Source organism: Haloferax prahovense DSM 18310, assembly GCF_000336815.1.
GTDB classification, from domain to species: domain Archaea; phylum Halobacteriota; class Halobacteria; order Halobacteriales; family Haloferacaceae; genus Haloferax; species Haloferax prahovense.
In genome coordinates this window covers 281,780-306,523 of record NZ_AOLG01000047.1, presented here as the reverse complement: position 1 = coordinate 306,523, position 24,744 = coordinate 281,780, and the positions used below count along the sequence as shown (strand labels likewise).

Here is a 24,744-nt window from a genome sequence, read left to right as displayed (position 1 = left end):
GCTACGTACCTCTACGCTCTCTATTTTCGAGTTCACCTACGCGCCGGACTCGCCCCGGTAGCGACGGTACGCGGTCGGGACGAGCATCGAGACGCCCGCGACCGCCGCGAGCACGACGAACTCCGGGCGGACGGTCGCGGCCAGCGACTCGGTCGTAAGCGTCTCGACCGACGCGCCGGCGATGACGCCCGCGACAGCCCACGGGAGTTCGCCGACGGCGGTTCCGAGCGCGAACGCGCCGAGTCGGACGTTGGCGACGCCCGCCGCGACCGACACCACGTCGGAGGGGACCGGAAGCAGGCGGCTCGCGGCCACGCCCTTGACCGACCCCGTCTGCTCGACGGTCCGCTCGCCGACATCGGCCAGTCTGGTCGTTCCGCGGTAGCGCCGCGCGAAAAGGAACGGCGGGACGCTCGTGAGGACGATGAGCGCCAGCGCGAACGGCGCGCCGACCGGGCCGAGGCCGTAGCCCACGACGAGCGCGAGGAGCGTCGTCGGCCACGCGAGAAGCGGGCGGACGAGCGCGAGCGCGCTCACGACGGCGACGAGTCGGACGGGGTCGGCTGCGACCCACGCCGCGCGCGCGATGACGGCGTCTGGAGACGCGAACAGGAGACCGGCGACGACGGCCGCGAGCGCGAGGCCGGCGGCGAGACGCGGACGGGGCACGGAAGCTCTGGAGTCGGTCGTCGCGCCGCGACCAAACGCTTTGTGCTTCGGAGGGCTTTAGCCCGACCCGGTTCGATTGGCTCCCGAACCGTGACCGAGCCCACACGCGACGAGCGCGTCGAACTCGCGCTCGACCTCCTCGCGCACCTCGAAGCCGACGAACTCTCCCTCGCCGAGGTCGTCGACCGCATCGAGACGGTCACCACGGACCCGACGCTCACGCGCGACATCCTCGACACGGCGGAGCTTCGGGGCATCATCGAGCGCGACGGCGGCCGCGTCCGTCACAACCGCGGCGGCACGTTCGTCAGATTCGAGAGTCAGGTCGTCCAGCGCGAGGGCGACTTCGACTGCCGCCGCTGCGGCGCGTCCATCTCCACCGGCCACTTCGTGACGTTCGAGTCCGGCGAACTCGGGCCCTTCGGCTCGTCGTGTATCAGGAAAGTGCTCGGGCGGGAATAGGTGTCCGGGCGGTCGTCGGGGGCGAACTGCCGCGGTTACCGCCCGCGGCGGAGTTCTTCGATGAGCTGTTCGACCAGCTCCTGCTGGTGGCGAATCTGCTCGCTTTGGGCCTCGACGACCTCGCGGAGCGACTCGATTTCGTCGGCGAGTTCGGCGTAGTCGGCATCGACAGCGCCGGAGTCCGCCGACTCGGACTCGGCGGCCGACTCGAAGCCGGAGCCTTCGAACCCGAGGTCCGCGGCGTCGGCGACGTTGCCCGACGCCGACTCGGTCGACGCCGACTCGGCGGCCTGCTTCGCCTCCGCCACCGCGCCGGTCGCGGACGGGGCTTCGACGGACTGCGTGCGGGCGGTCTGTTGGCTCGGCTCGGCGGGCGCGTCACCCTCGGCGCGGGTGCCGTTCGCCGGTTCGTCGGACAGTTCTCCGGGGTTCGCGCTCAGCGGGTCGGGGCCCGCGCCGAAGTCGGTGTTGTCGCGGTCGGCGGCGGCGTCGGCGGACTCGTCGTTCGCCCGCGCTTTCTCCATCTGGACGCGGAACTCCTCGAGACTGCCGACGCCGTGGTAGTCGCACAGCGCACGCGCGAGTTTCTCGCGGACGAGCCGCGCCTCCTCGTTGGGAATCTTGAACCGCTCTTGGCGGCCGTCGACGGTGAGCACGACCGTCGTGGCGACGCTCCCCGACTCGAATTCGAGGTCGGTCACGTCGGCGTAGCGGTACGATTCGTAGTCTTCGTCCCAGACCGCGCTGCCGATGTGCCGGACGACGCGGGCGTCGGTGACGACGAACGTGAGTTCGCTGAAACGGAACGTCTGGACGACGCGCTCGCCTTCCTCGTCGGTCACGCCGGCTGCCGCGAGAACGCCCTCGACGATAGGCTGGAGCGCGTCGTCGAGCCGCTTCGAGGACATCGAGAACGTCTCGCTCCCGTCGAGACCGTAGTCGAGCGATAGCTTCGCTTTTCGTCGCCCTTCCTTGACGGACAGTCGCTCCGCGGCGTGCGAGAATTCGTCGACGGACTCGTCCGAGAGGAGGCCTTCGGCCCGATAGACGAGCGTCCGCGTCGGAGTCACAAACAGTTCGTCCTCGCCCCCGAGGTGGACGCGCGTCACCACGTCTTCCTCTCCGAGGACGGACTGGACGATCTCCGGTTGGCTCATGCGTGTGTGCACCCGGTGTTGGGACATAAATCCGCGGGTGATGACGCGAATCGAGTGGCGTGGTGACTCGCCTCGCGGTCGTCGGAGATGAGAAGCTTAAATACAACCAGCACACAACGGGAAGTTGAGCCCGGGTGGCTTAGCTGGACATAGCGCCGCACTCATAGGGTTTCACAATCGGTGCGGAACGCCTTGGAAGCCTCCGCCCCTCGCGAAGTCATGCCGGCTTCGCACCTGGGACATGCGGAGATCGTGGGTTCGGAGCCCACCCCGGGCATTCTTCGATTCGTCACGCACGCAGAGCCGTCCGTGAGTCGTCACGGCCGCGCCCGTTTTCCGCGAAATCACGTCGCTGTGAGCGACGCGTCGCGTCTGAAAAAACGTCGAAAACGTCGTCTGCGACGCTAGTCGAGCGGGTCGTCGAGTTCGCCCATGACGGCTTCGAGCGCGTCGGTCGCCGTGAGGAGGCCGACGACTTCGCCGTCCCGAAGGACGAGCGCGAGTTCCTGGTCTTCCGCTTGGAACTGGTCGAACGCGTCGCTGACGTTCGTGTCGGCGGCGAGCGTCATCGTCGGCGCGGCGATTTCGTCGAACGAGCGCTCGCCGGCGCGGAGCGCCTCGAAGTTGTCGATGATGGAGGGCGCGTAGACGACGCCGCGGAAGTCGGTGAGCGACTCGCCGACGAGCGGGAACCGGGTGTGGGGCGTGTTCCGAATCCGGTCGAAGTTCTCGCCGGGCGTCGCCGTCGCCGAGAGCGAGACGATGTCGTCGCTCGGAATCATGATTTCGCTGATGGAGAGTTCGTCCACGTCCAGCGCGCTGAGGACCTCGTCGCGGCGTTCTTCGGGGAGTTCGCCCTCCTCGAGCAGGGAGTGGAGGCGCTCGCGGAGCTGACCCCGGGACTCGATTACCTCGGCTTCGGTCTCGAGCCACGCGCCCGACATCTCGATGCCGAAGAGCTTGAGCGTCCACTTGGCGACCCAGTCGCCGAACTTGATGACGGGCGAGATGGCGACGTAGAACCAGTGCAGCGGCGCCGCCCCGTAGCGACAGACCATTCGGGAGCGCTCGACGCCGAGGTACGTCGGCGTCTGCTCGCCGTGGGTGAGGTGGAGGAGGTTGATGATCAGGTAGGCGAGGAGCGCGCCGGCACCGATGGTCGCGAGCGTCGTGCCGGCGAACAGCGGCTCGAGTAGCGGTTCGAACAGCGACGCCAGCGCGGGCTCGGCGACGATACCCACGGCGATGCTCGACGCCGTGATTCCGACTTGGCAGGTCGTGAGATACAGTTCGAGCTCCTGGGTCATCTCCCAGGCCCGTTCGAGTCGGGAGTCGCCGTCGACGAACTCGGACTCGGTGAACTGGCGGGCGCGCGTCAGCGCGAACTCGATGGCCACGAAGAAACCGTTCGTGAGGATGAGCAACGCCCCCGCGACGAGGCGTATACCGATCTCTGTTGGGTTCATCTGTGTCGGTGTCCCCTTCGTTCGCGTTCGACCCGTTAGAAAGCATCGGCCGTCCGGAAGTATATGTAGTATATTGTCGGGAGTCGCATATTATCTAGTTTAAACTAAGCTTCTGACAACGATGCCGGGAGGGTTAATGTCGCGGGCGACAGACGACCAGACGAATGACGAGTCGAGAACTCGACGCGCTGGACAGGAAGATACTGTACACGTTGCAGTCGGAGGCGCGCCGCACGTCGTCGACCGACATCGCCGACAAACTCGACGCCTCGGCGAGCACCGTCCGAAACCGTATCCAGCGACTCGAAGCCGACGGAGTGGTCCGCGGCTACCACGCCGACGTGGACTACGAGCGCGCGGGGTACCAACTGTACACGCTCATCGTCTGTACGGCCCCGATTCCGGAGCGCGAGGAGTTGGCCGAGGCCGCCGCCGCGGTCCCCGGCGTCGTCGAGGTACAGGAGGTGATGACCGGCGAGCGAAACGTCATGGTCCGAGCTATCGGCGTCGACGGCGACGACCTCAGTCGAATCGGCGAGGAGTTAGACGAACTGGGGCTTCGCGTCTCCGACGAGGATCTGATTCGGAACACTCACCGCCGGCCGTACGCGAAGTTCGGCGACGGGGGCGACGAGTGAACCGGCCGAGAGCCGACGCGCGAAGCGCCGTCACTCGGGACCGACACCGGTGACATTTCGGTAGGTAACACGAGTACAGGGGGCGTGAAACGCCGTCTTAGTGCCGAATCCGAGCCCGTCGATGTCCGATGGCCCGGCTCTCGAACCACCGGTACAGCTTTGACGAGTGATAACGAACTGGTAATCGCCGTTGTCAGAGACCCTCCCGTTCGCGTCGGTCTCTCGCCGACCGGATGCCCCCCACCACCACCATCACCACCAGAGCGGTTCAACGCGCTCCGACAACGGGTAGACGCGGCTGCAACAGCATCGCGCGGTCGGGCCTCCCTGCACTCGCCGCGTGGTACGCTACGTGGTTTCACCGGACGACCGCCCCCGGTCGTTCGCTTCCGACGGCGTCCACGCCTCGGTTTTTGTTCTCCGACGACGCTCGTGACCCGCGAGCGACGGCGTTTCAGCGGTCGAGAAGTCAGGTCGCGGCCGACTCAGTCGAGTCGTTCGACCTGAACCAGCGCGACGGGGTCGTCCCAGCCGTAGACGGTGGGGTCGAGGTCGCCGTCGCCGACGATACCCGCGTGCGGCGCGATAACACCGTTCTCGGCGAGGTCGGGGTCGCTCATGCCGGTTCCGTCGGTCCCGGAGTCGATGCCGTAGAGGGCCTGTGCAGGGGGGACCATGTCGCCGTACGCCTCGGTGTTGACCTCGGTTCCGGCGTCGTAGCTGGCCGCGAAGTACGACCGCGACTCGTTGACCCGCTCCGGGAGCGGGACGGTGTCGAGGCCGGCGAACCCGTCGTTCGTGCCGATGAGCATGCTGACGAACGAGAGGTACGCGCCGCTGGCGTCGGTCTCCAGTTCGAGCGTCGCGGCCGCGGGAAACATCTCGCTCGCCGGGAGTTCGTCGGGGACGAGCGGCGCGTCGCCGACCGCGACGCCGCGAACGTCGTCGCTCGCTTCGGCCAGCTCACCGAGCGGGCCGAGGTTCCCGTTCTCGGCGAGTTCTCTGATGGCGTCGCTCGCCGGGTCGCCGACGGCGAACAGTTCCACGCCGGCGCGGTGGGCGACCACCGCCGGCGGGGTAAACGGCTGTCCGGTCGTCAGGTTCGCCACGGTCACGCGGTAGGTTCGCGCGGACTGGCTGTTTCCGTTTCCGGTCGATTGGCCCGGCAGGCTCGCACTACCCAAACAGCCGGCGAGGGCGGCCAGCACGCCCGCGCCGGTCAGTCCGAGTACGGTTCGTCGCGTCGTCGGAGTCGTCGTGTCCGTCATTGGTCTCACGTGTGGTCGGTGCCACGACAACGAAGACGCGAGACCGGCTAAAGGCGGTTTTTCGAGATTCGGGGTGACTCCGTGACGAATCGGGGTCGACTCTGTACCAAATTCGGACCGGGGCGAGGGCCGAAGGTCGATACCGCCGGGTCGCTCACCGGACCGTCACGTAGGTCAGGAACGTCAGCGCGACGAGTTGGAGGCCGCGGAGGACCAACACGGCCTGCTGGACGTGGGGGTCCCCGGAGTAGAGGCTCTGCATGGTGAAAAAGAAGTAGAGCGCGACGGCGTTCTCGACGAGCATGACGACGGCGAACGCGAGCAGACCGAGGACGAGCGAGGTGCGGAACGTCCGGTAGTTGCGAATCCACACGGCGGTCAGCGCCGCGAGGAAGACGATGTTCGCGCCCGAGAGGGCGCTGGCCGCCATGATTTGGGTGTCCATTGCCATGGTCATTCGAGGTGTGTCGTGATTTCTTCGAAGGTGTCGCGGTACCGTTCGAACTGGTCGGTGAGGAAGTACAGCCGTCCGTACTTGTCGCCGCCGGCCTCGACGACCCCGTGGGATTCGAGGGCGTCGAGGTGGTGTCTGACGGTCTTGTAGCCCACGTCGAGTTCGTCGGCGAGGCGGTTCGCGTTCTGCGGGCGCTCCGAGAGGGCGCGGATGATGCGGACGCGGTTCTCGCCGCCGCGGGTCGCCGTGAGCAGATACCAAAGCGCCTTCTCCATCGACTGTTCGTTTGGTTGATTGGTCGAGCGCGGTATTATTCTCGCGGGTGCCGTTCGACGCGACGAGTTCGACTCGGCGACGACCGCACATGAGCGTTGTTCCAGTTCCGTACCAAATTCGGGTGGAGTCTCCGGGCGCGCCGAGTCGGTCGGTGCCGCCGCCCCGACAGCGCTCGCCGGTGTCCGAGACGGAACCGACTCGGCCTCACCGGCGGACCGACTCGAACCGGCAGGACCCCCCGACGGCAGTAAGGGATATGTCGGTCGCGTCCTACGAAAACTCGTATGGACGACGACACCGGACGGAACGCGTGTGCCATCGAGTCTCCGAAGGGACGGCCCTGTCCCTTCTGCGGCACATCGATGGACCACCGCCACTGCAAGTACGTCTGCCCGGAACACGGGGTCGTCTACGACTGCAGCGACACGTTCTGGTAACGAAACCTGACAGGAGACGCCCGCGCTGGTACCACTGCGAAGTCGGCGGGTTCGCGGGTTGATTTCACGACAGCACGAAGCGTTATGTCGGCGGAGACCTAACGAATGACTGTCCTCCCCGGTCAGCTCAGTTGGTCCCGAGACGGATGCGGCCACGTACACGAAACGATGCTCAACGAATCACAGGTCGAGGCGGGAAAAGACATCCAACAGCGGACGGGAAAGACGTTTTACTTCGCGACGCGCCTCCTCCCGGAGCGCGTCAGACACGCCACGTACGTGCTGTACGCGTTCTTTCGGGTCGCCGACGAGGTCGTCGACGCCGAGGAGACCGCGCCGCCGGCACAACAGCGCGAGCGTCTCGAACACCTCCGCGCCGAGGCGCTCGGCGAGGTCGAGACCGACGACCCCGTCCTGTCGGCGTTCGCCGAACTCAGAGAGCGCTACGGTATCGACCCCGACGACGTGAACGTCTTCATCGACGCGATGGAGTCGGACATCGAAAAAGACCGCTACGAGACCTACGACGAACTTGAGACGTACATGGACGGGTCGGCCTCCGCGGTCGGTCGGATGATGACCGACGTCATGCGTCCCGACGACCCCGAGGCGGCGCTCCCGCACGCGACGGCGCTGGGACAGGCGTTCCAGATGTCGAACTTCCTGCGCGACGTGGGCGAAGACGTGGTCGAGCGCGACCGGGTGTACCTCCCGCGGACGACGCTCGACCGCCACGGCGTCGACGCCGAACAGATACTCGACCTCGAGTTCGACGAGCGCGTCGCCGACGTGATGCGCGACGAACTCCGTCGAACGGAGTCGCTGTACCGCGACGGCGTCGCCGGCATCGAGTACCTCCCGGCGGACTGCCAGTTCCCGGTGCTCCTCTCGGCGGTGCTGTACGCCGACCACCACCGGTCGATTCGGAACCTCGGCTACGACACGCTCACGGCGACGCCCGAACTGAGCTTCGGGCGGAAGCTCACGCTCCTCGCGAAGACCGCGGCGTACTGGGCCGTCTGGCGCGACCCCGTGGCCGTGTTCAAGGCCGTCAGCGTCGTCCCCTACCCGGACGACGACGACCTCGACGCTGATTTCGGCCCCGGTTCGACGCGGATCGGCCGCAGCCGACGGAGCGGGCGCGTCTCCGGCTGGCTCCGGTCGCTGAACCGCTGGGGCTCGGACTGAGCGACGCGCGATTTTTCCGCGACTGAAAGATTTACTGGGTGGCCGAGAGAGCCCCCGGCATGCATCGCGTCACCCTCGACACCCGGTTAGACGACTGTCCGCTGGGACGGGTGACCGCCGCGCACGACGTGACGCTGACCACGCCGTACTGGAATCTCTCGCCCGAAACCGGCCAGTGCGACCTCTGGGTCGAAGCCTCGTCGCCGGGGCGGTCGCAGTTAGAGGCCGGCATCCGCGCGCTCAGAGACGCCGACGGGGTGCGCCGCTTCGAACTGAAGTGGAAGCGCGGGTCGCACGCGACGGCCCACGTCGTGCTCGAAGAGACCGTCGCCATCGAGACGGTCATGGCCAACGGCGGCGCTGTCATCGCTCCGTTCCGCGACAGGGACGGCTGGGAACGGTGGCACCTCGGGTTCGCCGAGCCGGATGCCGCGGCGGCCACTCTCGACTCGCTCGACCGCCGCTACGAACTCACCGTCGTCGAGCAGACGCCGCTCACAGACTCGGGTGCGGCCGCCGTCTTCCGGAACTTCCACGAGGCCGCGACGCTCCTCGACGGCTGTGAGCGACTCACCGAGACGGAGGCGCGGGTGCTCCGAACCGCGGTCGAACACGGCTACTACGAGACGCCGCGGGGCGAGTCGCTCGCCTCTCTCGGCGACCGCTGTGGCGTCTCCGACGTCGCCATCTCGAAGACGCTCCGCCGTGCGGAGCGAAAGCTCCTCGGGGCCGCCGTCTCCGCGCTCGCCGGTCTCGACGCCGACCGCGACCCGCCGGCTGCGCGGCCCGGCGACGGGGGTTAGCATCCTAACCCTCCGGTTCTCCCGGCTCGCGGGCGTAGGTCCCGGTGATGAGCGCACACGCCGACGCATCGCTCTCGACCGCCGACGAGCCGAGATCGATTCTCGACACGCCACCGCGAACCGCTGACTCGACCGCGCCCGCGACGCCGGCTTCACACACCGTCCCTCGTCATGGTCGGTAGCCAACTCCTCGCCGGTCGATACCGGAACGCCGTCCTGTTCGTGTTCTTGGCGGCGGTCTGGGGTGGCACCTACCCCGCGGTGACGGTCGGGCTGGGGTCGTTCCCGCCGATTCTGTACGCCGCGCTCCGGCTCGACATCGGGGCGGTCCTCCTGTTGCTGTACGCGGGGCGACGCACCGATTACTGGCGACCCCGCACACGAGGCGACTGGGCGGCCGTCTCGGTCGCCGGTCTCCTGACGCTCGGGGGCTACGGGGTCCTCCAGAACGTCGGCCAGCAGACCGTCCCGAGCGCGGTCGCCTCGGTGCTCGCGGGGCTGATTCCGATACTGACCGTCGGGTTCGCGAAGCTGTTTCTGCCCGACGAGCGATTCGGCCCGGTCGAACTGCTCGGCGTCGTCGTCGGCTTCCTCGGCTTAGTCGTCATCACCGACCCGAACCCGTCGAACCTCCTCGCGGGGAACGCCGCGGGGCAGGCGATACTGGTGCTCGCCGCGGCGTCCTTCGCGCTCGGCGGCGTGCTCGCCCAGCGAATCGAGACCGAGATGCCGTTCGCCACCCAGACCGCGTGGGCGATGGTCGTCGGAGCCGCCGCGACCCATCTCGCGAGCGCGGCGAGTCCGACGGAGTCGCTGGCGGGGGTCGACGCGTCGCCGGCGGGCGTCGTCGGTCTCGTCTATCTCGGCGTCTTCGTGAGCGCGGTCGGCTACCTGCTGTACTTCTCGCTTCTCCCCCGACTCGGTTCCGTCGAGCTCAACCTCGTCACCTACGCCATCGCCGGCTTCGGGACGGTGTACAGTTGGCTTCTGTTCACGGAGCCCGTGACCGCGACCACGCTCGTCGGCTTCGGGTTCGTCCTCCTCGGCTTCGGCCTGCTCAAGTGGAAACGGCTCGGAGCCGCCTATCGGGGCCGGCGTCGCGGCGTCGAATCCGACTGAGAGACAGCGCTGGGGCCGCGACAGACGGGCGCGAGCGCGAGGGAATCCCGCCGTTCAGGAGCGCCACGGCAACCGCCGCGGAAGCCGCAGAAGCCGCGAGTCGAACCGGTCCGTCTTGAGCAGTCCGACGCCGAACAGCGCCGCGACCGCGACGGGAATCCAGTTGCCGAACCACGCGTTGATGCCGCCCCAGAGGATGACGAAGCTCACCAGGTCGTCGAGCATGAACTCCGTGCGGTCGAGTCGCGCGAGAAGCGCCTCGCGGTCGAACGACCAATCGAGCGCGACGACGGCGACGGTCGCGCTGACGACCCAACCGGCGTAGTTCGAAAGCGGGACGCCGTAGAACAGCACCGCGTCGTCGGCGAGGCGGTAGTACTCCCAGAAGCCGAGCGCGACCGCGCCGGGGTCCAGCACCACGTCCATGGCGAGGACGGCCGCGATGACGACGCCGAGGCGGACGGCCCCGTTGCGGGCGCGGTCGCCCAGCAAGAGCAGACACAGCAGGTAGGCGTTCATGACGAGCGGGATGAAAAACACCGGCAAGCCGATAGGAACCCCGGCGACCGTCGGCCCGAGGTCGACGCCGTAGTGGAACCAGCCGTACGGCCAGCCCGTGGTGACGCCGGTGTACTCGATGGCGTAGGCGTACGCGGTGAGCGCGCCGACGCCGAGAGCGGCACGTCTGGTCACGAGCGGGAGGACGCCCACGATGAGCGGCGAGCGCATCACGAACGTCCCGAGGAGGATGAGAAACGCGTTGAACGCCAGCGGGTCGGGGAGCCAGCCCATCGCGCTGGCGACGAGGAGCACCGCGCCGTTCAGCGGGAAGAACACCGAGATAGTAAAGCGGTTGTCGCGCACGAGTCGGTCGAGCGCCGCCTCCGCTTCACCGCGGGTAGACGGCAGCCGCGCTCGCAGGTCGCTCGCGCTCACGGCCGCACCTCCGGTTCACCCATTGACGAGCCTCCAGAGAGCCCCGAGGGTGATGAGCATGCCGACGACGGTGTTGATAACGGGGTACCACCAGTACGCCCGGTCCACGTCGACGCCGGAGGTGGCGATACCGAGGACGACGACCGGATAGGCCGCCAAGAGCGCGCCGAGTCGGGGGTCGACCGCGGCGAAGGCGACGGCCGCGAGAACCCACGTCGCGGCGCAGTACCAGTAGGTCCGCCGCTCGCCGAGGGCCGTCGCGGTCGTTCGAATGCCGGCCTCGCGGTCCGGCTCGATGTCGGGAATCGCGGAGAACGTGTGCATCCCCATCGTCCAGAGCCACGCGCCCGCGACGGCGAGCATCGGGGGGTTCGACCCCGAAACGGCCGCGTAGGCGGCGACGCCCGGCAGGACGTACAGGCCGTTCGAGACCGAGTCGAGAAGCGGCGTCGTCTTGAACCGAAACGGCGGCGCGCTGTACTCGACGGCGAGGAAGAAGTGCGCGGCGAGCCACGGCCACGCCACCCGCGGAGCGACGGCGAACAGGCCGACTCCGAGCAGGCCGCTCGCGGCGACGACGACGGTGTTCACGGGGTCGCCGCGCCAGCGGGCCTCGCGGTCGTCCTTCTTCGGGTTCGCTTCGTCCACGTCGGCGTCGAACACGTCGTTGACGCCGTAGAGAAAGACGTTCGCGGGGACGAGGAAGTACGCGAACAGGGCGACGGGTTCGAGGCCGAACAGGTCGGCGGGGGCGCTCGCGGCGGCCGCGACGCCGACGACGACGGGGCCGGCGAGGTAGAGCCAGAACCGGGGCCGCGAGAGGACCGCGAGGTAGACGAGTCGGTCTCGGAGACCGCCGTCTGCTCGTCCGTCGTCGCCGCCCTCGCCGGACTCGCTCTGTGCGGCCATATCGGCGCTCATCTCGCGTCTTCGGCCATCTCCTCGGCGGTGAGTTGACCGCTGATGAGACACATCGGGACGCCGATGCCCGGCGTGGTAAACGAGCCGGTGAAGTAGAGGCCGTCGACCGTCTCGGAGCCGTGCGGCGGGCGGAGGAGCGCCGTCTGGAACAGCGTGTGGGCGAGTCCGAGGGCGGTTCCCTGCGTGCTGTTGTAGCGCTCCTTGAAGTCGTTCACGCAGAACGACTCCTCGACGACGATTCTGTCGCGGAGGTCGACGCCGGTGTTGTCGGCGATGTCGGCGAGGACGAGGTCGCGGTAGCTCTCGCGGAGTTCCGGCGTGTCCTCCAGCCCGGCCGCGATGGGGACGAGCGCGAACAGGTTGCTGTGGCCCTCCGGAGCGACCGTGTCGTCGGTCTTCGAGGGGACACAGAGGTAGTACGCGGGGTCGTCGGGCCACGCGGGGTCTTCGAATATCGTCTCGAAGTGGTCGTCCCAGTCGGTGGGTAACACGAGCGTGTGGTGGGCGAGTTCGTCCACGTCGCCCTCGACGCCGAGGTAGAGCAGAAACGCCGAGGGGGCGTACGTTCGGGAGTCCCAGTAGTCGGCGTCGTACTGGCGCTTCTTCTCCGGGAGGAGTTCCTGTTCGGTGTGGGCGTAGTCGGCGTCGGAGACGACCTGGTCGCAGAGGAACTCGCGGCCGTCTTCGGTGCGGACGGCGAACCCGCCGCGGCGACCGGCGATTTCGGCCACGGGCGAGTCGGTGTGGAACTCGACGCCCAGCTCCTCGGCGAGGTCGACGATGGCGTCGACGACGCCCGCGAGGCCGCCGTCGGGGTAGTAGACGCCCATGTTGAAGTCCACGTGGCTCATGAGGTTGTAGAGCGCCGGCGTGTTGTTCGGCGCGCCGCCGAGGAACACCAGCGTGTACTGCATTATCTGCTGGAGCTTCGGGTGGTCGAAGTACTTCTCGACGTGGTCCTGCATCGAGCCGACGAGCGACAGCCCCCACGAGTACCGGAACACGTCGAGGTCGATGTAGTCGGTCAGCTCCGGGCGGTCGGTGTAGACGAAGTGCTCCATCCCGATGCGGTAGTTCCGCTCGGCCTTCCGGAGGTAGTCGTCGAGCCTGTCGCCCGCGCCGGGCTCGTAGGACTCGAAGGTGGCCTTGTTGGCCTCGACCTCGGGGAGCATGTCCACGCGGTCGCCGTCCTTGAAGAAGATGCGGTAGTGCGGGTCGAGTCGGGTCAGCCCGTAGTAGTCCTCGGGCCGCTTGCCGAAGTAGGCGAAGAAGCGCTCGAACACGTCGGGCATGAGGTACCACGACGGCCCCATGTCGAACCGGAAGCCGTCGCGTTCGAGCGTGCTGGCTCGGCCGCCGAGCTGTTCGTTCTTCTCCAACAGCGTCACGTCGGCACCGGCGTCCGCGAGGTAGCACGCCGTCGAGAGGCCGCCGAACCCGCCGCCGACGACGACGACGGACTCGCCGGCGAGGGAGTCGAGAGCCGAGACAGAATTCATGTCCGTTCGTAAGGACGTAGAGAACATAAATCGACTGACCGAATCGACCGCCGTCGGGGGGTAGCTTTAGGCTCGGTCCCTCCTTACGGCCCCGCATGAACGACACCACCGCGGTGGTCACAGGCGCGAGTTCCGGAATCGGCGCGGCGGTCGCGCGCGCCCTCGGTCGCGCCGGCGCGACGGTCGTCGCCTGCGCCCGCGACGGCGACGCCCTCCAGTCGGTCGTCGACGACATCGAGGCCGACGGCGGGACCGCGAGCGCCGTCCGCGCCGACGTGCGCGACGAACTCGACATGGAGCGACTGATGGAGACGGCGGCCCGCGCCGGCGGGCACATCGACGTGCTCGTCGCCAACGCCGCCGTCGCCCACGGGACGCCCGGCGAGATGCCCGCGCCCGAAGAGTCCTACGCGGCGTTCGACGACACGCTCCGGACCAACGTTCGCGGCGTCTTCGCGGCGGTCAAAGAGGCGCTCCCGCACATGGCCGACGACGGGCGCATCCTCGTGCCCTCCGGCTCAATCGCTCGTGAGGCGAAGCCGGGAATGGGGGCGTACGCCGTCTCCAAGGCGGCCGCCGAGGCGCTCGTCCGACAGTTCGCCGCCGACTGCGACCAGACCGTGACCGTGGTCGACCCCGGTCTCGTCGCCACCGACCTCACCGGCGGACAGGGCCGCGACCCCGACGACGTAGCCGACCTGTTCGTCTGGGCGGCGACCGACGCCGACCCCGCCGAGTTCGACGGCGACATCGCGGACCGCAGGGTCTGGAAGAAAGCGACGCGGTGAGGGTTCTCGCAGCTTCGACTCCCCCATCCCGCCGGAACCGCGCCCCTTATTAATCCGAACCAGTTCGTTCACAATATGAACCGTTCGACGGCCATCGGCGTGGGGAGCGTCGTGGCACTCGTCGCGCTCTCCGCGTACGCCGCGAGCGCCGAGGCGTGGAACCTGCTCGTCGTCTCGTGGGCCGCCTTCGGCGCGATGGCGCTCGCCGCGCCCTTCGGCGCGCGCAGCCGGGCCGAGCACGCCGAGGGACTCGTCTGGGGCTACGGCCTCGCCAGCGGCGCGATGGTGACGAGCGCCGCGGTGTTTCTGGTCCCGCAGGCGCTCGGCCACCACACCCAGTTCGGCGGCTTCGGCATCGCCTTCGGCATCCTCGCCGGCTTCGCCGCTCACACCGTCGGCCACCGCTTCGCCCACATGGACTTCCCCGTTGACCGCACCGTGACCGAACTCTCGGCGCACGCCATCTCCGCGGGCGCGATTATCGGTATCGTCTACGGGAACATCGACGTGGGCGTCGGCCTCGGACTCGCCATCGTCTCGCACAAAGGCCCGGCCGGCTACGCCGCCGCCCGGCGGCTCTCGGGACAGGGCAAATCCGTCGCCCCGCTTCTCCTCCCCGCGGCGGGTCTCGGCATCGCCGCCATCGTCTCCAGCGCCGTGTCGCTCCCGGCGACCGGTGCCTTCCGCGGGCTCGTCTTCGGCTTCGCCTCCGGCGTCTTCCTCCACGTCGCCATGGACTTCCTCCCGCGCTGTGAAATCGGTAGCGAGATTCACGAACTGCTGTCGGTCGAAGACGGCCACGCCCACGCGATTCTCGACCGTCTCCGGTTCCACGCCGCGGTGAGCACCGCCGTCGGCGGGCTCGCCGTCTTCGTCGCGTGGCTGGTGCTCAACTAATCGACTACTGGCCGGTCGGGCCGAGGTAGCCCCACGCGAGCAGTCGGTCGCCGTCGCCGTCTATCCAGCGCTCGCCGATGTCGTCGCGGTAGTACAGGTTCGGGATGACGATGTCGTCGACGCGGTCGTACGCCTGTTTTCTCGCCTCCTGCATCGTCTCGCCCTTCCCGGTGACGACGAGCGGGATGCCGCTCTCGCCGGCGGCGCGCCACTGCCCGTCGACGAGTTTCGCGTCCTCGATGTGGACGCCCTCGCGGCTGTCGGTCTCGAAGACGACCGCCGCGTTGCGGGAGTTCTCGTCGTAGGTCTTCTCGTCGGTGAAGGGAAACGGCGGCAGGACGATGCGGACCGCGATCTGGTAGCCGCCGTGGACCGATAGTTCGGGGTCGTTGCCGTGGGCGAGGTCGTAGAAGAACTGCGCCGTCGACGACTCGAAGGACTCTTCTTGGAGCGTAATCGTCGGGTAGCCGAACCGCGGCGTGAACTCCAGCGGATAGATGCCGTGTTCGTTGACGATGCAGTTGATGTCGATGCTCCCGACGTAGCCCTCCTCGGCGAGCCACGATTCGAGTCGACCCAGCGTCTCCTCGAACAGCCGGTTCCGCCCGGCCCAGAACATCGAGGTTCCCATCTCGCCGGTCGAGGGGCCGATGTTGCCCGGAAACAGTTTCTTGTGCTCGAAGTTGAAGTTCACCGGGTCGACGAACGTCTCCCCGTTGAAGAAGCCACAGACGGCGATTTCGACGCCTTCGACCTTCCGCTGGAGCTGAAAGCCCTTCATTCGGTGGCCCCACGCCTGCTTGTACGCGCGGAGCACCTCGACCACGTCGCTGCCGTCGTCCTCGTTGCCGACGTAGAGGAGTCGCTTGACGTTCTGCACCTCGCCGAGCGGCTTGATGACGTAGGGGGCGCGGTTCCGCCGGACGTACTCGATGCCCTCGTCGAAGTCGTGGAAGACGCGCTGTTCGACCGTGTTCACGCCGTGGGACTCCAGCACGTCCATCGCGTAGCCGCGGTCCTCTTCGAGGCGGTCGGTGTTGGGCGTCCCGCCGACGACGGCGTGTCCCTCCTCGCGGAGTTCCTGCGCCAGCGCGCCGGTGCCGATGTCGGAGCCGACCCAGATGTCGTCGAAGACGGTCACGTCGGCCCACTCGACCTCCGCGCGCCAGTCGTCGGTCTTCGGGACGAAGCCGTCGCCGATCTCTTTGTCGCGCTCGGCTTCGATGTAGTACCGAACGTCGTGGCCCTCTCTGTGGACCTGCCACGCGAGGTCGGTGATGAGCGCGGCGTCCGCCGACACGAAAAGGAAGTTCACACAAAGGTGTCGGGCGGCGGCCTGAAAACTGTGTGTGTGGCGAGAGCTACCTCGGCGACCGCTCAGTCGCTCGTCAGCCGGCGAAGCTGGATGGAGACGCCGAGCGCCGCCCCGAGGAGCAACACGAGGTTGAACGCCGCTTGGAACGGCGCGCGGTACTCGGGGTTCACCCACGTCGTGATGGTCTGGCTGGCGTTGAGGTAGAACTGTAGCGCCGCGATGAGCGCGAGCAACAGCAGTCCCGCGAGGACCGCGTAGTCGAGGTAGCGGCGCATCCGCTCCGCGAACTCGCGGTTCTCGCCTTCTTCCTCGTCGGTCGGGTCCGGTGTGGGCTCTCGAAGTCTGTCCACCCCGGACGCGTCATCGTCGGTCGTCGGTGGCTCGTCAGTCGTCGACTGCGCTCCCTCCGTCCGCGTCTCGTCGCTCATTTCGACCACCTCCGGGTGGCGAAGACGGCCACGAGAAGTCCGACGACGGCCACTATCGGGCCGAAGCCCGGTGCCGCCGAGGAGGTCTCGGTCCGCTCGTAGTCGGTTCGCTGCGGCGCGTCGCCGCCGTCGCCGTTCTCGAAGTCTTCGACGCGGAGTTCCACGTCCTCTCTGGTCTGGTTCACGCTAATCGTCCTCGTTGGGTTCAGGTTCGCCGCGCCGCGGGCGGTGTCGATGACGACCCCGTCGCGGAGCAACACGGCGTCGATGTAGTAGTTGTAGTCGTTCGGGACGCTCGCCGACGCGTCCACCGTCTCGGTCCGGCCGGCCGCGATGGTCCCCGCGTCGACCGTCGTCCGGGAGGCCACGATGTTCGATTCGGCCTGCCGGAGGACGAACAGCACCGAGAGGTCCTCGGCCGGGTCGTCGCCGGCGTTCGTCAGCGTCGCCGTCAGGTCGAGCGTCGTCCGGTCCTCGCCGGCCTCGGCGATGGCGAAGGAGACGGGCGGGAGCGCCTCGCTGTCGGTGAACGAGGTGGTCGACCGGAGGTACGGCGGCTTGATGGCCGAGACGCCGCGGACGCTCTTTCGCGCCTGGTCGACCCGCTCGTCGTCGCTGTAGAGGACGACCTCGATGTCGTAGCCGCCCTCGCGGGGGACCGTGAGGTTGGTCGTCGTCGCCACCTCACCGTCCTTGGAGAGCGTCCCGACGTCGAGTTCCTGCGTCGTCGTCAACAGCCCCGACTCGGCGTCGACGGCGCGGACGAGGACGCTCACGTTCTGCGTGGGGTTACCTCGGTGGTCGATTCTGGTCTCGATTTCGAGCGTGACCGTCTCCCCCGTCGCCTGTCCGGCCGCGATGGAGACGCCGGCGACGTCCACCGGTCCGGGACGGACGGGGCCGTCGTCGGTCGGGTCCGCGACGACCCCCGGAACGACGGCGGCGGCGACGAGCGCCACGACGACGACGCCGACCGCCCCGGCCGTGAGGAGGGCGTTTCTTTCCATACCCGACTGACATTTACGGTCGGGTATATGTTTTGTCCCCGATGGGTTGGCGGAGCGGGCGACACAACGGCGAGACCACGGCCGCAGAGACACCGTGGCCGCGGGGACCCGCCCGTCAGCGGGAGTGTCACGACGAGTGTGAACACACGCTTTGCTCTCGGGGCGCCTATCTCTGCTACCATGTCGAAGGCGATGCAACAGGCGACGTGTTCGTGCGGGTTCAGCGTGACCTCCGAGAACAGAAACGAGGTCGTGAAAGTGATTCAGCACCACGCCCACGACGAGCACGGAAAAGAGATGACGAGAGACGACGTGCTGGCGATGATGAAGCAGGCCTGACGAGCGCGGTCGGGCGTGGATTTTTATAGGACGGCGTAGCGATATGTGGCATGGCAACATACGTTATCGGGACGAACTCGGTCCACACCAGCGCCGAAGTCTGCGACTATCTCTCGCGACGAATCGACGCCGGCGACGTGCTCCACGTCGTCAACTCCCACCGCGGCGGCGACGAGACCGACAGCGAGGACGTTCGCGACGGCGAGGACGCCCTGAACGTCGTCGTCTCCCGCCTCGGCGACCTCGTGGACGTGGAGACTCACCAGTACATCCGCGGTAACGACGCCGCCGACGACATCCTCCAGTGCGCCGACGAACAGGACGCGGACGAAATCGTCATCGGCGTCCGAAAGCGCAATCCGACCTCGAAAATCGTCTTCGGCAGCACGGCACAGGACGTGCTGTTGAACTCGAACATCCCGATGGCGGTCGTCCCGCTGGAAAAAGTCTAATCGTCGCGTCCGAGGTCGCCCGCGGCCGCGTTAGTCTCCGGCTCGGTACTCGACGAGCACCATCTCGAACGCGGGCTCTTCGTCGCCTTCCTCCTCGTAGAACGCCATGTAGCCCGGCAGCGGGCTCTCCGGCGTGACGCAGCTCTCCCAGAAGACGCTCCCGTTCGTCCGGACGACGAAGTTCGCGCACTCCAGGCCGGCGTAGGTGGATATCTCCTCGACTTTGAAGCTCACGTTGCCGTTTTCGCCCGAGGCCTCCCAGCCGTCGCCGACGCGGAGCGTCTCGCCGTCGACCCCGCTGTAGTACGGCGAGTCGAAGCCGATGGTAGCGACCGACCCCGACGGGCTTCCGGCGAGTTCGCCGTAAATCTCGTCCGGCGGCGCGCTCACGGTCTGCTCGCTCGTCGTGTTGGGCGTGACCAGTTTCGTCCGAATCGTCACCTCGTCGTCGGTCGCGGAGACGACCTCCCACTCGTAGGTAGCGGTGCCATCGATGCTCGGACTCGTGATGTCGTAGCGGTAGTACTGCCCGGTCCGGTACCGCTGGTCCCACGTCCCGTTGAACGAAAACGAGGCCCGTTCGGCGTCGCCGTCGCCGCTCTGGTCGGCCGATTCGCCGTCGGTGGCTGTCGCGGTCGCGTCTGTCGCACCCGTCGATGCGTCGGTTGCGGTCGTGGCGTCGCCGCCGACGCCGCCCCCGCACCCGGCGAGGAGAACCATGAGTGCCGCGAGAAGCACTCGCGCTGCTGTGGGTTGCATACAGGACACGAGAGGCCACCCGGGGTCATAATAGACACGTCAGACGGGGGCGCACGACGCGACCCGCTCAGCTCTCGCCGTCGGCTTCGAGCACCTTCTCGGCGAGCGTCGGCACGAACGTCCCGATGTCCGTGACCATGCCGATGGCCTGCGAGGAGCCGCGGTCGAGCAGTTGCGTGACGGTCGCGGGGTTGATGTCCACGCAGACGGTCTTCGCCGTCGAGGGCAAGCAGTTGCCGACGGCGACCGAGTGCAGGAGCGTCGAGAGCATGAGCACCATGTCGGCGCGGTGGGCCTGCTCGCGGATGGCGTTCTGCGCCTCGATGGTGTCGGTGATGGTGTCCGGAAGCGGGCCGTCGTCTCGAATCGACCCCGCGAGGACGTACGGCACGTCGTTTTTCACGCACTCGTACATCACGCCCTCTTTGATGAGTCCCTCCTCGACGGCCTCGGCGATACCGCCGGCGCGGATGACCTCGCTGATGGTGTAGATGTGGTGTTTGTGTCCCTTTCGGGGGTGTTCCATCGTCTCCATGTCCATCCCGAGAGAGGTGCCGTACAGCCCGCGTTCGATGTCGTGGGTGGCGAAGCCGTTACCGGCGGAAATCATGTCCACGTAGCCCTCGCGGACGAGTTCTGCGAGGGCGTCGCCGCCGCCCGAGTGGATGAGCGCCGGCCCGGCGACGACGAGGACGTTCCCGCCATCGGCTTTGGTCTCGCGGAGCGCGTCGGCCACCTCGCCGATGAGCGACTCCGACGGTCGCTCCGAGGAGACGCCGCCCTGCATGAACCCGAAGGGACCGGAGGCGTCTCGGGGGCGCTCCGGCGGCTTGACGCGAATCCCCGCCTCGTCGGTGACGACGAGGTCGCCCTCCTCGATGCCGTTGAGGACCTTCGTGTAGGCCCGCGGGCCGTCGTCGGTCTCCTCGACGACTATCGCGCAGTCCATCTCGATGTCCTCGACCGGGAGCCACTCGCCTTGATACCGAACGTCGGTCGGGTGGTTCGTCGTCGAGTAAAAGCCCACGGGGACGACCCGGTCGGCGGGCGAGGCCTCGACGCGCGCGTCGACGGGGTCAGTGAGGTTCGCGCCGATTTGGTGGAGTTCGTGCAGTATCTCCTGGAGCGTCTCGCGGTCGTCCGCGGACACCGACATCCGGCAGTAGGAGGTCTCGTCTTTCTGCCGGCCGACGTCGAACTGCTCGACGTCGAAGTCCCCCCCGAGGTCCATCACGATGCCCATGGCCTGTTGCATCATCCCCGAGTCGATGATGTGGCCGTCGAGTTCGACCGTGCGCGTGAACGTCATCGACGGAGAGACGGGGGAGGCGGCAAAGTGGGTTACGGACGCGATGACGCGGAGAAAAGACGGGGTCGGACGAAGTTCGGTTCTGCCCGTGTTCAGAGGAAGAAGCCCTTGAACGTGTTGGCGACGGTCCAGACGACCTGGTCGACGGGGTGACCCCGTTCGCCGGAGACGCGGATGCGATCGTCGGCGAGAGCGTCTTGAACCTCGGCGAGCGGGTCAGACGAGTCGGCGATGGTTTCGAGGGTCTGTCGGTCCGTCGTGATTCGAGTCGACGCCTCGTCGTTGGGACCGGTCGAGATGTCGTCGATGCGCATGTCGTCTTGCACCGACGCCGAGAACACGTGCGTCTCGTCGCCGTCTTCGACGTAGACGTTCACCGTCTTCCCCGCGATGAGGCTTCGGGCGAACGAGACGTCGAGCTGTTCGACGTTGTCGTTGTACAGCGCGACGCCCTCTTCGAGGAGCTGTTGCATCTCCTCGTCGCTCGGCGTCTCGGACTCCTGTGCGAACACCGGCGCGGACGCGGCCACCGCGACGAGCGCGACGGCGAGGAACAACGAGACGAAACGTGTGGATGTGGACATTTCTGTGTGGTATAGGCCGGGCGAGGACATAATGGTTCGCGCGAGCGTTCAACGGGGTGACTTGTCCCCCGTCAGCGAACCGTTCGGAGGAACGACAGGAGGTGGCCGAACGTCTGTTCGAACGCCCGGTCGTAGTGGTCGAAGTGGCCGGCGGGGAGTTCGACCAGCGTCGACTCCGGTAGCTCGTCGGCGAGGTCGGCCACCGCGTCGGCGGGCGCGAGGTCATCGCGCGCCCCCGAGACGAGGAGCGTCGGGCAGGTGACGGCCTCCGGGTCGGGGAGCGCCCGGTAGCGGAGCAGCGAGAGGAACAGCCGAGCGGGCGTCTCGTCGCGCCACGCGCTCCCCGGCGGCACGAGGTCGCGGTAGGCGGCGCGCACGCCGGGGTCCTCGAAGACCGCCATCGACGAGCCGTCGCCGACGACGGGGACGCGATACGGGCCGAGGAGCCGCGACTGGAGTTTGTCGCGAACGGCGGCCGCGACCGTCGCGAGCGTCCCTTTGACGCCTCGGCCCCGCGTGACCGCCTTTCCGTCGAGCATGGGGTTCTGGGCGACGACCGCGGCGACCCGACCGTCTTCGGCCGCCGCGCGGAGCGCGTAGCCGCCGGAGAGCCCCGCACCCCAGAGGACGAGCGAGCGCGAGTCGATTTCGTCGCGCCCGCGGAGTCCGTCGAGCGCGGCGTGCCAGTCGGCGACCTGCGAGTCGGGGGCTACGAGATTCCGGGGCTCCCCGTCGGAGTCACCGGTGTTCCGGTAGTCGAAGAGGAACGCCGCGTAGCCCGCCTCGGCCAGTCGCTCGGCGTAGGGTCGAAGCCCGAAGCGACGCTCCGCCGCGAGTTCGCCCGCCATGACGACTACCGGCGGCGACTCGACGCCGTCGGGGCGATAGAGCCAGCCCGCGCAGTTCGTCCCCTCGCTCTCGAAGGTCAGCGAGACGCGCGAGTACTCGAAGTGCGAGGGCCGACGCGGGCCGCGCGCGGCGGAGGGCTCGCCGCGGTGACGCCACGCACTCACGCGTCTCCCTCCTCGTAGAGGCTGTCGAGAACGCGTTGGGACAGTTCCTCGTCGCCCAGCGAGTAGTCGTTGTACGCGCGAATCCAGTCGGCTTCGAGCGTCCACGTCGCCTGCACGTCGCCCTCGCTTCGGAGCACCGTCGCCTCGACGGTCCTCGGGTTGAACTCGTCGTCGCGAGCGAGGTCGAGGAAGGCCGTGACGGCGCGGCCGACTTCGCCGTGGTCGGGTTCGACGTCCGGGAACGCCGTGAGATAGGTCAGCGAGACGGCGTCGTCGAGCGAGACTGACTCGACGCTGATGCCGTTGCCGCGGAGCGCCTCCTCGACGGCGGCCGCCGGTTCGAGGTCGTTCATACCACGCGATACGACTGCCGGCGGCTAAACGTTTGCCGCGAGACAGGACGACGCGCGGGTCCGACGACGGCGTCGGGCCGGGTCGGCAGGGGCGAAACGACTCAGTCCGCGCTCGCGTCGGCCCGGCGGAGCGCGTCGTGGAGCGAAAACAGCGGTTCGATGTCACCGGCGGCGTAGTCGACGAGGAGCCGAGTGAGTTCGGCGTGCGTCCGCGTGTGGTCGAGCCCCGCGACCACGCCGTCGACGTACGCCTCGCCCAACGCCTCCCCGACGTGGGCTCCCTTGACGTGGCCGTCCTCGATGCCGAGGCGTTCGAGGTAGCCCGCCGGGAGGTCGTAGTCGTCGTACCAGACGGTCGGCTGGTCGACGCCGGCTTCCTTGCACGCCTTCCACAGCGCCGGAATGTCGCGGTTCGGACGGACCGCCTCCGGGTACGCGTCCGCGGCGAGGGTTCCGAGGTCGACGTGGTCGGCGAACAGCGCGTCGATTCGACGCGGCGCGTCCGCCCAGACGCCGGCGTCGGCGACGCGGTCGGCCCACGCGCGGAGGTGGTGTTCGTCGAAGTACTCGCCGTTGTAGGTGACGACGCCCTCGTCGCGCGCCTCGCACCACTCGACGACCCGTCGGAGGAGGTCGGCGGTGTGTTCAAGCGACCAGTCGCCGTCGCGGAGGAGCACTTCGACTTCGACCTCGGGGTCGTCGCCGTCGCCACGGTGGCCGAGGCCGACGGCGACCAACTCGAAGTCGTCGGTGTTCCGGAAGTCGCTCGGCGGGCCGTTCGGGCTGGCCGTCTCGATGTCGACTGCGAGTCGCCCCTCGTGCATACCCCGCTGTTCCGGCGGCGGCAGTCAAAAGTGACCGGATTGTCCGGCGGTACGGGCGATCCGAGGCGGCCGCGCCGCTCTCGGTGCGAGCGCGTCAGAAATGAGGTGATGTGGAAGTGACGTTCGCCGCGAGCGTGCGGCGGCAGTCAAGCGCGTCGGTGCCCGCTATTCGGAGCCGAACATGTTGCGCATCATTCGTCATTGTACAACATTTTCACAACATACCGGAACTCTTTGCTGGAAGATGATACTGACTAGGTATTGTTGTGGGTCTGTCAATAGGAATTGGACCAACCAAGGTGAGCGGTCGTGTGAAGGTTGTCCGTGATAACAGAAAGGTCGAAATGTGCTAGTATAGATCACCTCGTCAAACACGAGACTCCGACATTTCATTCGTGTTCACATACACCGTTGAATTTGGGCGTATCAGGAATGCTCCGTCTCAGGTGAGCAACTCTCCTGTACAAGTGCATAGAAAAGTCCAGTTAAAAAGACAGAGTTTGCTATTGCTGCAGCGACTGCATTATTGAATTGCTCATACGAGTACGTTAGATTTCTAGTGGGGATTCGAATTTCCTTATTGGACGGGTCATTCAAGAAACTCCCGTGCGCCATCGCATTCCGTAATTGGTTATCATATCCCTCAACGATCAGGTCAAAATAGGCACTATTAGCGTCATCTCGATCAGTTAATTCTCGTCTGACTGAGGATGCCCTGAGATTTTGCAGGTCATCGTTTTTTGGACATTCTCCGTCAAGAATCCGCTTCATTGCCAGCAAGTTTGGAAATCCGGACTCAAACAGACTCGATGCTTCGTTGAAAATCTCTTTTCCAAGAATGGTGTTCTGTGAACTGGTCTCATCTTGATTCCAATATTCTCGCTTGTCGAGTACCACTGTCTTATGTTGGTTCAACGTGTGGAAGTAGTCCGTCTCAAAAAATGACTCAAGATATTCCAATAAGTATGTCAGTGAGTCGTGGTCCATCTCTCGTAATTTCAGGATACACGGTTCAAAACGCCAGTATTCGTCGTATCCCTTGATTAGGCTGAGACCGGACTGTATTGTTTTTTTGTGGTTTTTGATAAGGTACTGCTCAACCTTTTTGTGAGGTTGCCTCATCGTTCGGAACGTTATTGCTAACTGGGTCTCGAGAGGGAGATTGAGAAATTCACTTGGGTGCGACTCCCAGTCTTCAAGATAAAATCCGACACTCTGCATTTCCTCGATTACTTGGTGGTAGTCTACTTCGACTCCCCATCTCATTGATTCGCTTTTTATCACCTCCATCTCGTGTTCTGAAAAGAAATCTTCTGGCCCCTTTGTCATGTGAACTTCAAAACAAACCTGAAGTATAGATGTTTCCCAAACCGTACTGTATGT

The 24,744-nt window shown here is 66.7% G+C and carries 29 protein-coding genes and 1 tRNA gene; 11 read left to right on the top strand and 19 right to left on the bottom strand.

Translation table 11 applies throughout. The annotated features are described in order from the left end of the window. Positions 1–36 precede the first annotated feature (36 nt). Positions 37–669 carry a TVP38/TMEM64 family protein gene (locus C457_RS13355; protein WP_008095383.1) on the bottom strand — a complete coding sequence of 211 codons (633 nt, stop codon included), beginning with the start codon at positions 667–669 and terminating at the stop codon, positions 37–39. A gap of 90 nt (positions 670–759) precedes the next feature. On the opposite strand from C457_RS13355, the gene C457_RS13350 reads away from it, so the two are divergent. Next, complete coding sequence (locus C457_RS13350) at positions 760–1,131, top strand: DUF5830 family protein (RefSeq protein WP_008095381.1); 372 nt, start codon at positions 760–762, stop codon at positions 1,129–1,131. Positions 1,132–1,166: 35 nt separating this feature from the next. Here the strand turns inward: C457_RS13350 and C457_RS13345 are convergent, their stop codons facing one another. Beyond that, a complete protein-coding gene (locus C457_RS13345) occupies positions 1,167–2,288 on the bottom strand; it encodes a DUF7115 domain-containing protein (RefSeq protein ID WP_008095380.1) in 1,122 nt (373 codons plus the stop codon). Positions 2,289–2,416: 128 nt separating this feature from the next. Between C457_RS13345 and C457_RS20155 the strand changes: the two genes are divergently transcribed. After that, positions 2,417–2,565 (top strand) — tRNA-Met (locus C457_RS20155). 127 nt (positions 2,566–2,692) lie between these two features. On the opposite strand, the gene C457_RS13340 is transcribed toward C457_RS20155, so the two are convergent. Beyond that, positions 2,693–3,754 carry a CNNM domain-containing protein gene (locus C457_RS13340; protein ID WP_008095379.1) on the bottom strand — a complete coding sequence of 354 codons (1,062 nt, stop codon included), beginning with the start codon at positions 3,752–3,754 and terminating at the stop codon, positions 2,693–2,695. 164 nt (positions 3,755–3,918) lie between these two features. Between C457_RS13340 and C457_RS13335 the strand changes: the two genes are divergently transcribed. Next, a complete protein-coding gene (locus C457_RS13335) occupies positions 3,919–4,392 on the top strand; it encodes an Lrp/AsnC family transcriptional regulator (RefSeq protein WP_004975004.1) in 474 nt (157 codons plus the stop codon). Positions 4,393–4,877: 485 nt separating this feature from the next. Here the strand turns inward: C457_RS13335 and C457_RS13330 are convergent, their stop codons facing one another. The 3 genes from C457_RS13330 to C457_RS13320 all read right to left on the bottom strand — a co-directional run bounded on the left by C457_RS13330 (position 4,878) and on the right by C457_RS13320 (position 6,389). Beyond that, positions 4,878–5,660, bottom strand: a complete 783-nt coding sequence (locus C457_RS13330; protein ID WP_008095378.1) for a spondin domain-containing protein — start codon at positions 5,658–5,660, stop codon at positions 4,878–4,880. 154 nt (positions 5,661–5,814) lie between these two features. Next, positions 5,815–6,105: a hypothetical protein gene (locus C457_RS13325; protein WP_008095377.1), complete on the bottom strand. Its 291-nt coding sequence runs from the start codon at positions 6,103–6,105 to the stop codon at positions 5,815–5,817. Positions 6,106–6,113: 8 nt separating this feature from the next. Beyond that, positions 6,114–6,389, bottom strand: a complete 276-nt coding sequence (locus C457_RS13320; RefSeq protein WP_004975000.1) for an ArsR/SmtB family transcription factor — start codon at positions 6,387–6,389, stop codon at positions 6,114–6,116. Between the two features lie 285 nt (positions 6,390–6,674). On the opposite strand from C457_RS13320, the gene C457_RS20660 reads away from it, so the two are divergent. The 4 genes from C457_RS20660 (at position 6,675) to C457_RS13305 (ending at position 9,937) form a co-directional block, all read left to right on the top strand. After that, entirely contained in the window at positions 6,675–6,827 is a 153-nt protein-coding gene (locus C457_RS20660; protein WP_004974999.1) for an HVO_2523 family zinc finger protein, read from the top strand. Positions 6,828–6,995: 168 nt separating this feature from the next. Continuing rightward, complete coding sequence (locus C457_RS13315) at positions 6,996–8,015, top strand: phytoene/squalene synthase family protein (protein ID WP_008095376.1); 1,020 nt, start codon at positions 6,996–6,998, stop codon at positions 8,013–8,015. 59 nt (positions 8,016–8,074) lie between these two features. Beyond that, positions 8,075–8,818 (top strand): helix-turn-helix domain-containing protein, encoded by a 744-nt coding sequence (locus tag C457_RS13310; RefSeq protein WP_008095375.1) that lies wholly within the window; start codon positions 8,075–8,077, stop codon positions 8,816–8,818. Positions 8,819–8,989: 171 nt separating this feature from the next. After that, positions 8,990–9,937, top strand: a complete 948-nt coding sequence (locus C457_RS13305) for a DMT family transporter (protein WP_008095373.1) — start codon at positions 8,990–8,992, stop codon at positions 9,935–9,937. A gap of 54 nt (positions 9,938–9,991) precedes the next feature. On the opposite strand, the gene cruF is transcribed toward C457_RS13305, so the two are convergent. Genes cruF through C457_RS13290 form a run of 3 tightly spaced genes read right to left on the bottom strand, consistent with a single transcriptional unit; the run spans position 9,992 to position 13,293 of the window. Further along, a complete protein-coding gene (cruF, locus tag C457_RS13300) occupies positions 9,992–10,873 on the bottom strand; it encodes a bisanhydrobacterioruberin hydratase (RefSeq protein WP_008095371.1) in 882 nt (293 codons plus the stop codon). 15 nt (positions 10,874–10,888) lie between these two features. Then, entirely contained in the window at positions 10,889–11,794 is a 906-nt protein-coding gene (locus C457_RS13295; RefSeq protein WP_008095369.1) for a prenyltransferase, read from the bottom strand. Beyond that, a complete protein-coding gene (locus C457_RS13290; protein ID WP_008095367.1) occupies positions 11,791–13,293 on the bottom strand; it encodes a phytoene desaturase family protein in 1,503 nt (500 codons plus the stop codon). Before C457_RS13290 ends, C457_RS13295 begins: the two co-directional genes overlap by 4 nt. Positions 13,294–13,388: 95 nt before the next feature. Here C457_RS13290 and C457_RS13285 point away from each other — a divergent pair, with 95 nt between their 5' ends. Further along, positions 13,389–14,081, top strand: coding sequence for an SDR family NAD(P)-dependent oxidoreductase (locus C457_RS13285; protein ID WP_008095366.1), 693 nt, complete (start codon positions 13,389–13,391; stop codon positions 14,079–14,081). 75 nt (positions 14,082–14,156) lie between these two features. Next, positions 14,157–14,978, top strand: coding sequence for a hypothetical protein (locus C457_RS13280; protein WP_008095364.1), 822 nt, complete (start codon positions 14,157–14,159; stop codon positions 14,976–14,978). A 4-nt stretch (positions 14,979–14,982) separates the two neighbouring features. Here C457_RS13280 and C457_RS13275 read toward each other — a convergent pair whose 3' ends face one another. The 3 genes from C457_RS13275 to C457_RS13265 all read right to left on the bottom strand — a co-directional run bounded on the left by C457_RS13275 (position 14,983) and on the right by C457_RS13265 (position 17,728). After that, entirely contained in the window at positions 14,983–16,293 is a 1,311-nt protein-coding gene (locus C457_RS13275) for a phosphoribosylamine--glycine ligase (protein WP_008095362.1), read from the bottom strand. 62 nt (positions 16,294–16,355) lie between these two features. Next, a complete protein-coding gene (locus C457_RS13270) occupies positions 16,356–16,721 on the bottom strand; it encodes a hypothetical protein (protein WP_115819784.1) in 366 nt (121 codons plus the stop codon). Continuing rightward, complete coding sequence (locus C457_RS13265; protein WP_008095358.1) at positions 16,718–17,728, bottom strand: DUF7490 domain-containing protein; 1,011 nt, start codon at positions 17,726–17,728, stop codon at positions 16,718–16,720. The genes C457_RS13270 and C457_RS13265 overlap by 4 nt, the downstream gene beginning before the upstream one ends. Before the next feature lie 180 nt (positions 17,729–17,908). On the opposite strand from C457_RS13265, the gene C457_RS20380 reads away from it, so the two are divergent. Next, a complete protein-coding gene (locus C457_RS20380) occupies positions 17,909–18,067 on the top strand; it encodes a DUF1059 domain-containing protein (RefSeq protein WP_158544173.1) in 159 nt (52 codons plus the stop codon). Positions 18,068–18,117: 50 nt separating this feature from the next. Continuing rightward, positions 18,118–18,519, top strand: coding sequence for a universal stress protein (locus tag C457_RS13260; RefSeq protein WP_008095356.1), 402 nt, complete (start codon positions 18,118–18,120; stop codon positions 18,517–18,519). Between the two features lie 30 nt (positions 18,520–18,549). Here C457_RS13260 and C457_RS13255 read toward each other — a convergent pair whose 3' ends face one another. The 7 genes from C457_RS13255 to C457_RS20145 all read right to left on the bottom strand — a co-directional run bounded on the left by C457_RS13255 (position 18,550) and on the right by C457_RS20145 (position 24,690). Beyond that, entirely contained in the window at positions 18,550–19,239 is a 690-nt protein-coding gene (locus C457_RS13255; protein ID WP_008095354.1) for a hypothetical protein, read from the bottom strand. Between the two features lie 106 nt (positions 19,240–19,345). Next, positions 19,346–20,587, bottom strand: coding sequence for an ornithine cyclodeaminase (locus tag C457_RS13250; protein WP_008095352.1), 1,242 nt, complete (start codon positions 20,585–20,587; stop codon positions 19,346–19,348). A 92-nt stretch (positions 20,588–20,679) separates the two neighbouring features. Continuing rightward, complete coding sequence (locus C457_RS13245; protein WP_049905067.1) at positions 20,680–21,171, bottom strand: hypothetical protein; 492 nt, start codon at positions 21,169–21,171, stop codon at positions 20,680–20,682. A gap of 71 nt (positions 21,172–21,242) precedes the next feature. Next, positions 21,243–22,184, bottom strand: a complete 942-nt coding sequence (locus C457_RS13240) for an alpha/beta hydrolase (protein WP_008095349.1) — start codon at positions 22,182–22,184, stop codon at positions 21,243–21,245. Further along, positions 22,181–22,537, bottom strand: a complete 357-nt coding sequence (locus tag C457_RS13235) for a hypothetical protein (RefSeq protein ID WP_004974960.1) — start codon at positions 22,535–22,537, stop codon at positions 22,181–22,183. The genes C457_RS13240 and C457_RS13235 overlap by 4 nt, the downstream gene beginning before the upstream one ends. Positions 22,538–22,638: 101 nt before the next feature. Further along, a complete protein-coding gene (locus C457_RS13230) occupies positions 22,639–23,361 on the bottom strand; it encodes a hypothetical protein (RefSeq protein ID WP_008095346.1) in 723 nt (240 codons plus the stop codon). Between the two features lie 426 nt (positions 23,362–23,787). Beyond that, a complete protein-coding gene (locus C457_RS20145; RefSeq protein WP_152420021.1) occupies positions 23,788–24,690 on the bottom strand; it encodes a hypothetical protein in 903 nt (300 codons plus the stop codon). Between the last annotated feature and the right edge of the window lie 54 nt (positions 24,691–24,744).

Coding starts and splice junctions, on each gene's coding strand:
- C457_RS13280 (WP_008095364.1), top strand. CDS start 14,157: ATGAACCGTTCGACGGCCATCGGCGTGGGGAGCGTCGTGGCACTCGTC.
- C457_RS20660 (WP_004974999.1), top strand. CDS start 6,675: ATGGACGACGACACCGGACGGAACGCGTGTGCCATCGAGTCTCCGAAG.
- C457_RS13235 (WP_004974960.1), bottom strand. CDS start 22,537: ATGAACGACCTCGAACCGGCGGCCGCCGTCGAGGAGGCGCTCCGCGGC.
- C457_RS13290 (WP_008095367.1), bottom strand. CDS start 13,293: ATGAATTCTGTCTCGGCTCTCGACTCCCTCGCCGGCGAGTCCGTCGTC.
- C457_RS13335 (WP_004975004.1), top strand. CDS start 3,919: ATGACGAGTCGAGAACTCGACGCGCTGGACAGGAAGATACTGTACACG.
- C457_RS13285 (WP_008095366.1), top strand. CDS start 13,389: ATGAACGACACCACCGCGGTGGTCACAGGCGCGAGTTCCGGAATCGGC.
- C457_RS13265 (WP_008095358.1), bottom strand. CDS start 17,728: ATGGAAAGAAACGCCCTCCTCACGGCCGGGGCGGTCGGCGTCGTCGTC.
- C457_RS13320 (WP_004975000.1), bottom strand. CDS start 6,389: ATGGAGAAGGCGCTTTGGTATCTGCTCACGGCGACCCGCGGCGGCGAG.
- C457_RS13270 (WP_115819784.1), bottom strand. CDS start 16,721: ATGAGCGACGAGACGCGGACGGAGGGAGCGCAGTCGACGACTGACGAG.
- C457_RS13295 (WP_008095369.1), bottom strand. CDS start 11,794: ATGAGCGCCGATATGGCCGCACAGAGCGAGTCCGGCGAGGGCGGCGAC.
- C457_RS13345 (WP_008095380.1), bottom strand. CDS start 2,288: ATGAGCCAACCGGAGATCGTCCAGTCCGTCCTCGGAGAGGAAGACGTG.
- C457_RS20145 (WP_152420021.1), bottom strand. CDS start 24,690: ATGACAAAGGGGCCAGAAGATTTCTTTTCAGAACACGAGATGGAGGTG.
- C457_RS13255 (WP_008095354.1), bottom strand. CDS start 19,239: ATGGTTCTCCTCGCCGGGTGCGGGGGCGGCGTCGGCGGCGACGCCACG.
- C457_RS20380 (WP_158544173.1), top strand. CDS start 17,909: ATGTCGAAGGCGATGCAACAGGCGACGTGTTCGTGCGGGTTCAGCGTG.
- C457_RS13325 (WP_008095377.1), bottom strand. CDS start 6,105: ATGGACACCCAAATCATGGCGGCCAGCGCCCTCTCGGGCGCGAACATC.
- C457_RS13315 (WP_008095376.1), top strand. CDS start 6,996: ATGCTCAACGAATCACAGGTCGAGGCGGGAAAAGACATCCAACAGCGG.
- C457_RS13260 (WP_008095356.1), top strand. CDS start 18,118: ATGGCAACATACGTTATCGGGACGAACTCGGTCCACACCAGCGCCGAA.
- C457_RS13250 (WP_008095352.1), bottom strand. CDS start 20,587: ATGACGTTCACGCGCACGGTCGAACTCGACGGCCACATCATCGACTCG.
- C457_RS13305 (WP_008095373.1), top strand. CDS start 8,990: ATGGTCGGTAGCCAACTCCTCGCCGGTCGATACCGGAACGCCGTCCTG.
- C457_RS13245 (WP_049905067.1), bottom strand. CDS start 21,171: ATGTCCACATCCACACGTTTCGTCTCGTTGTTCCTCGCCGTCGCGCTC.
- C457_RS13330 (WP_008095378.1), bottom strand. CDS start 5,660: ATGACGGACACGACGACTCCGACGACGCGACGAACCGTACTCGGACTG.
- C457_RS13230 (WP_008095346.1), bottom strand. CDS start 23,361: ATGCACGAGGGGCGACTCGCAGTCGACATCGAGACGGCCAGCCCGAAC.
- C457_RS13310 (WP_008095375.1), top strand. CDS start 8,075: ATGCATCGCGTCACCCTCGACACCCGGTTAGACGACTGTCCGCTGGGA.
- C457_RS13340 (WP_008095379.1), bottom strand. CDS start 3,754: ATGAACCCAACAGAGATCGGTATACGCCTCGTCGCGGGGGCGTTGCTC.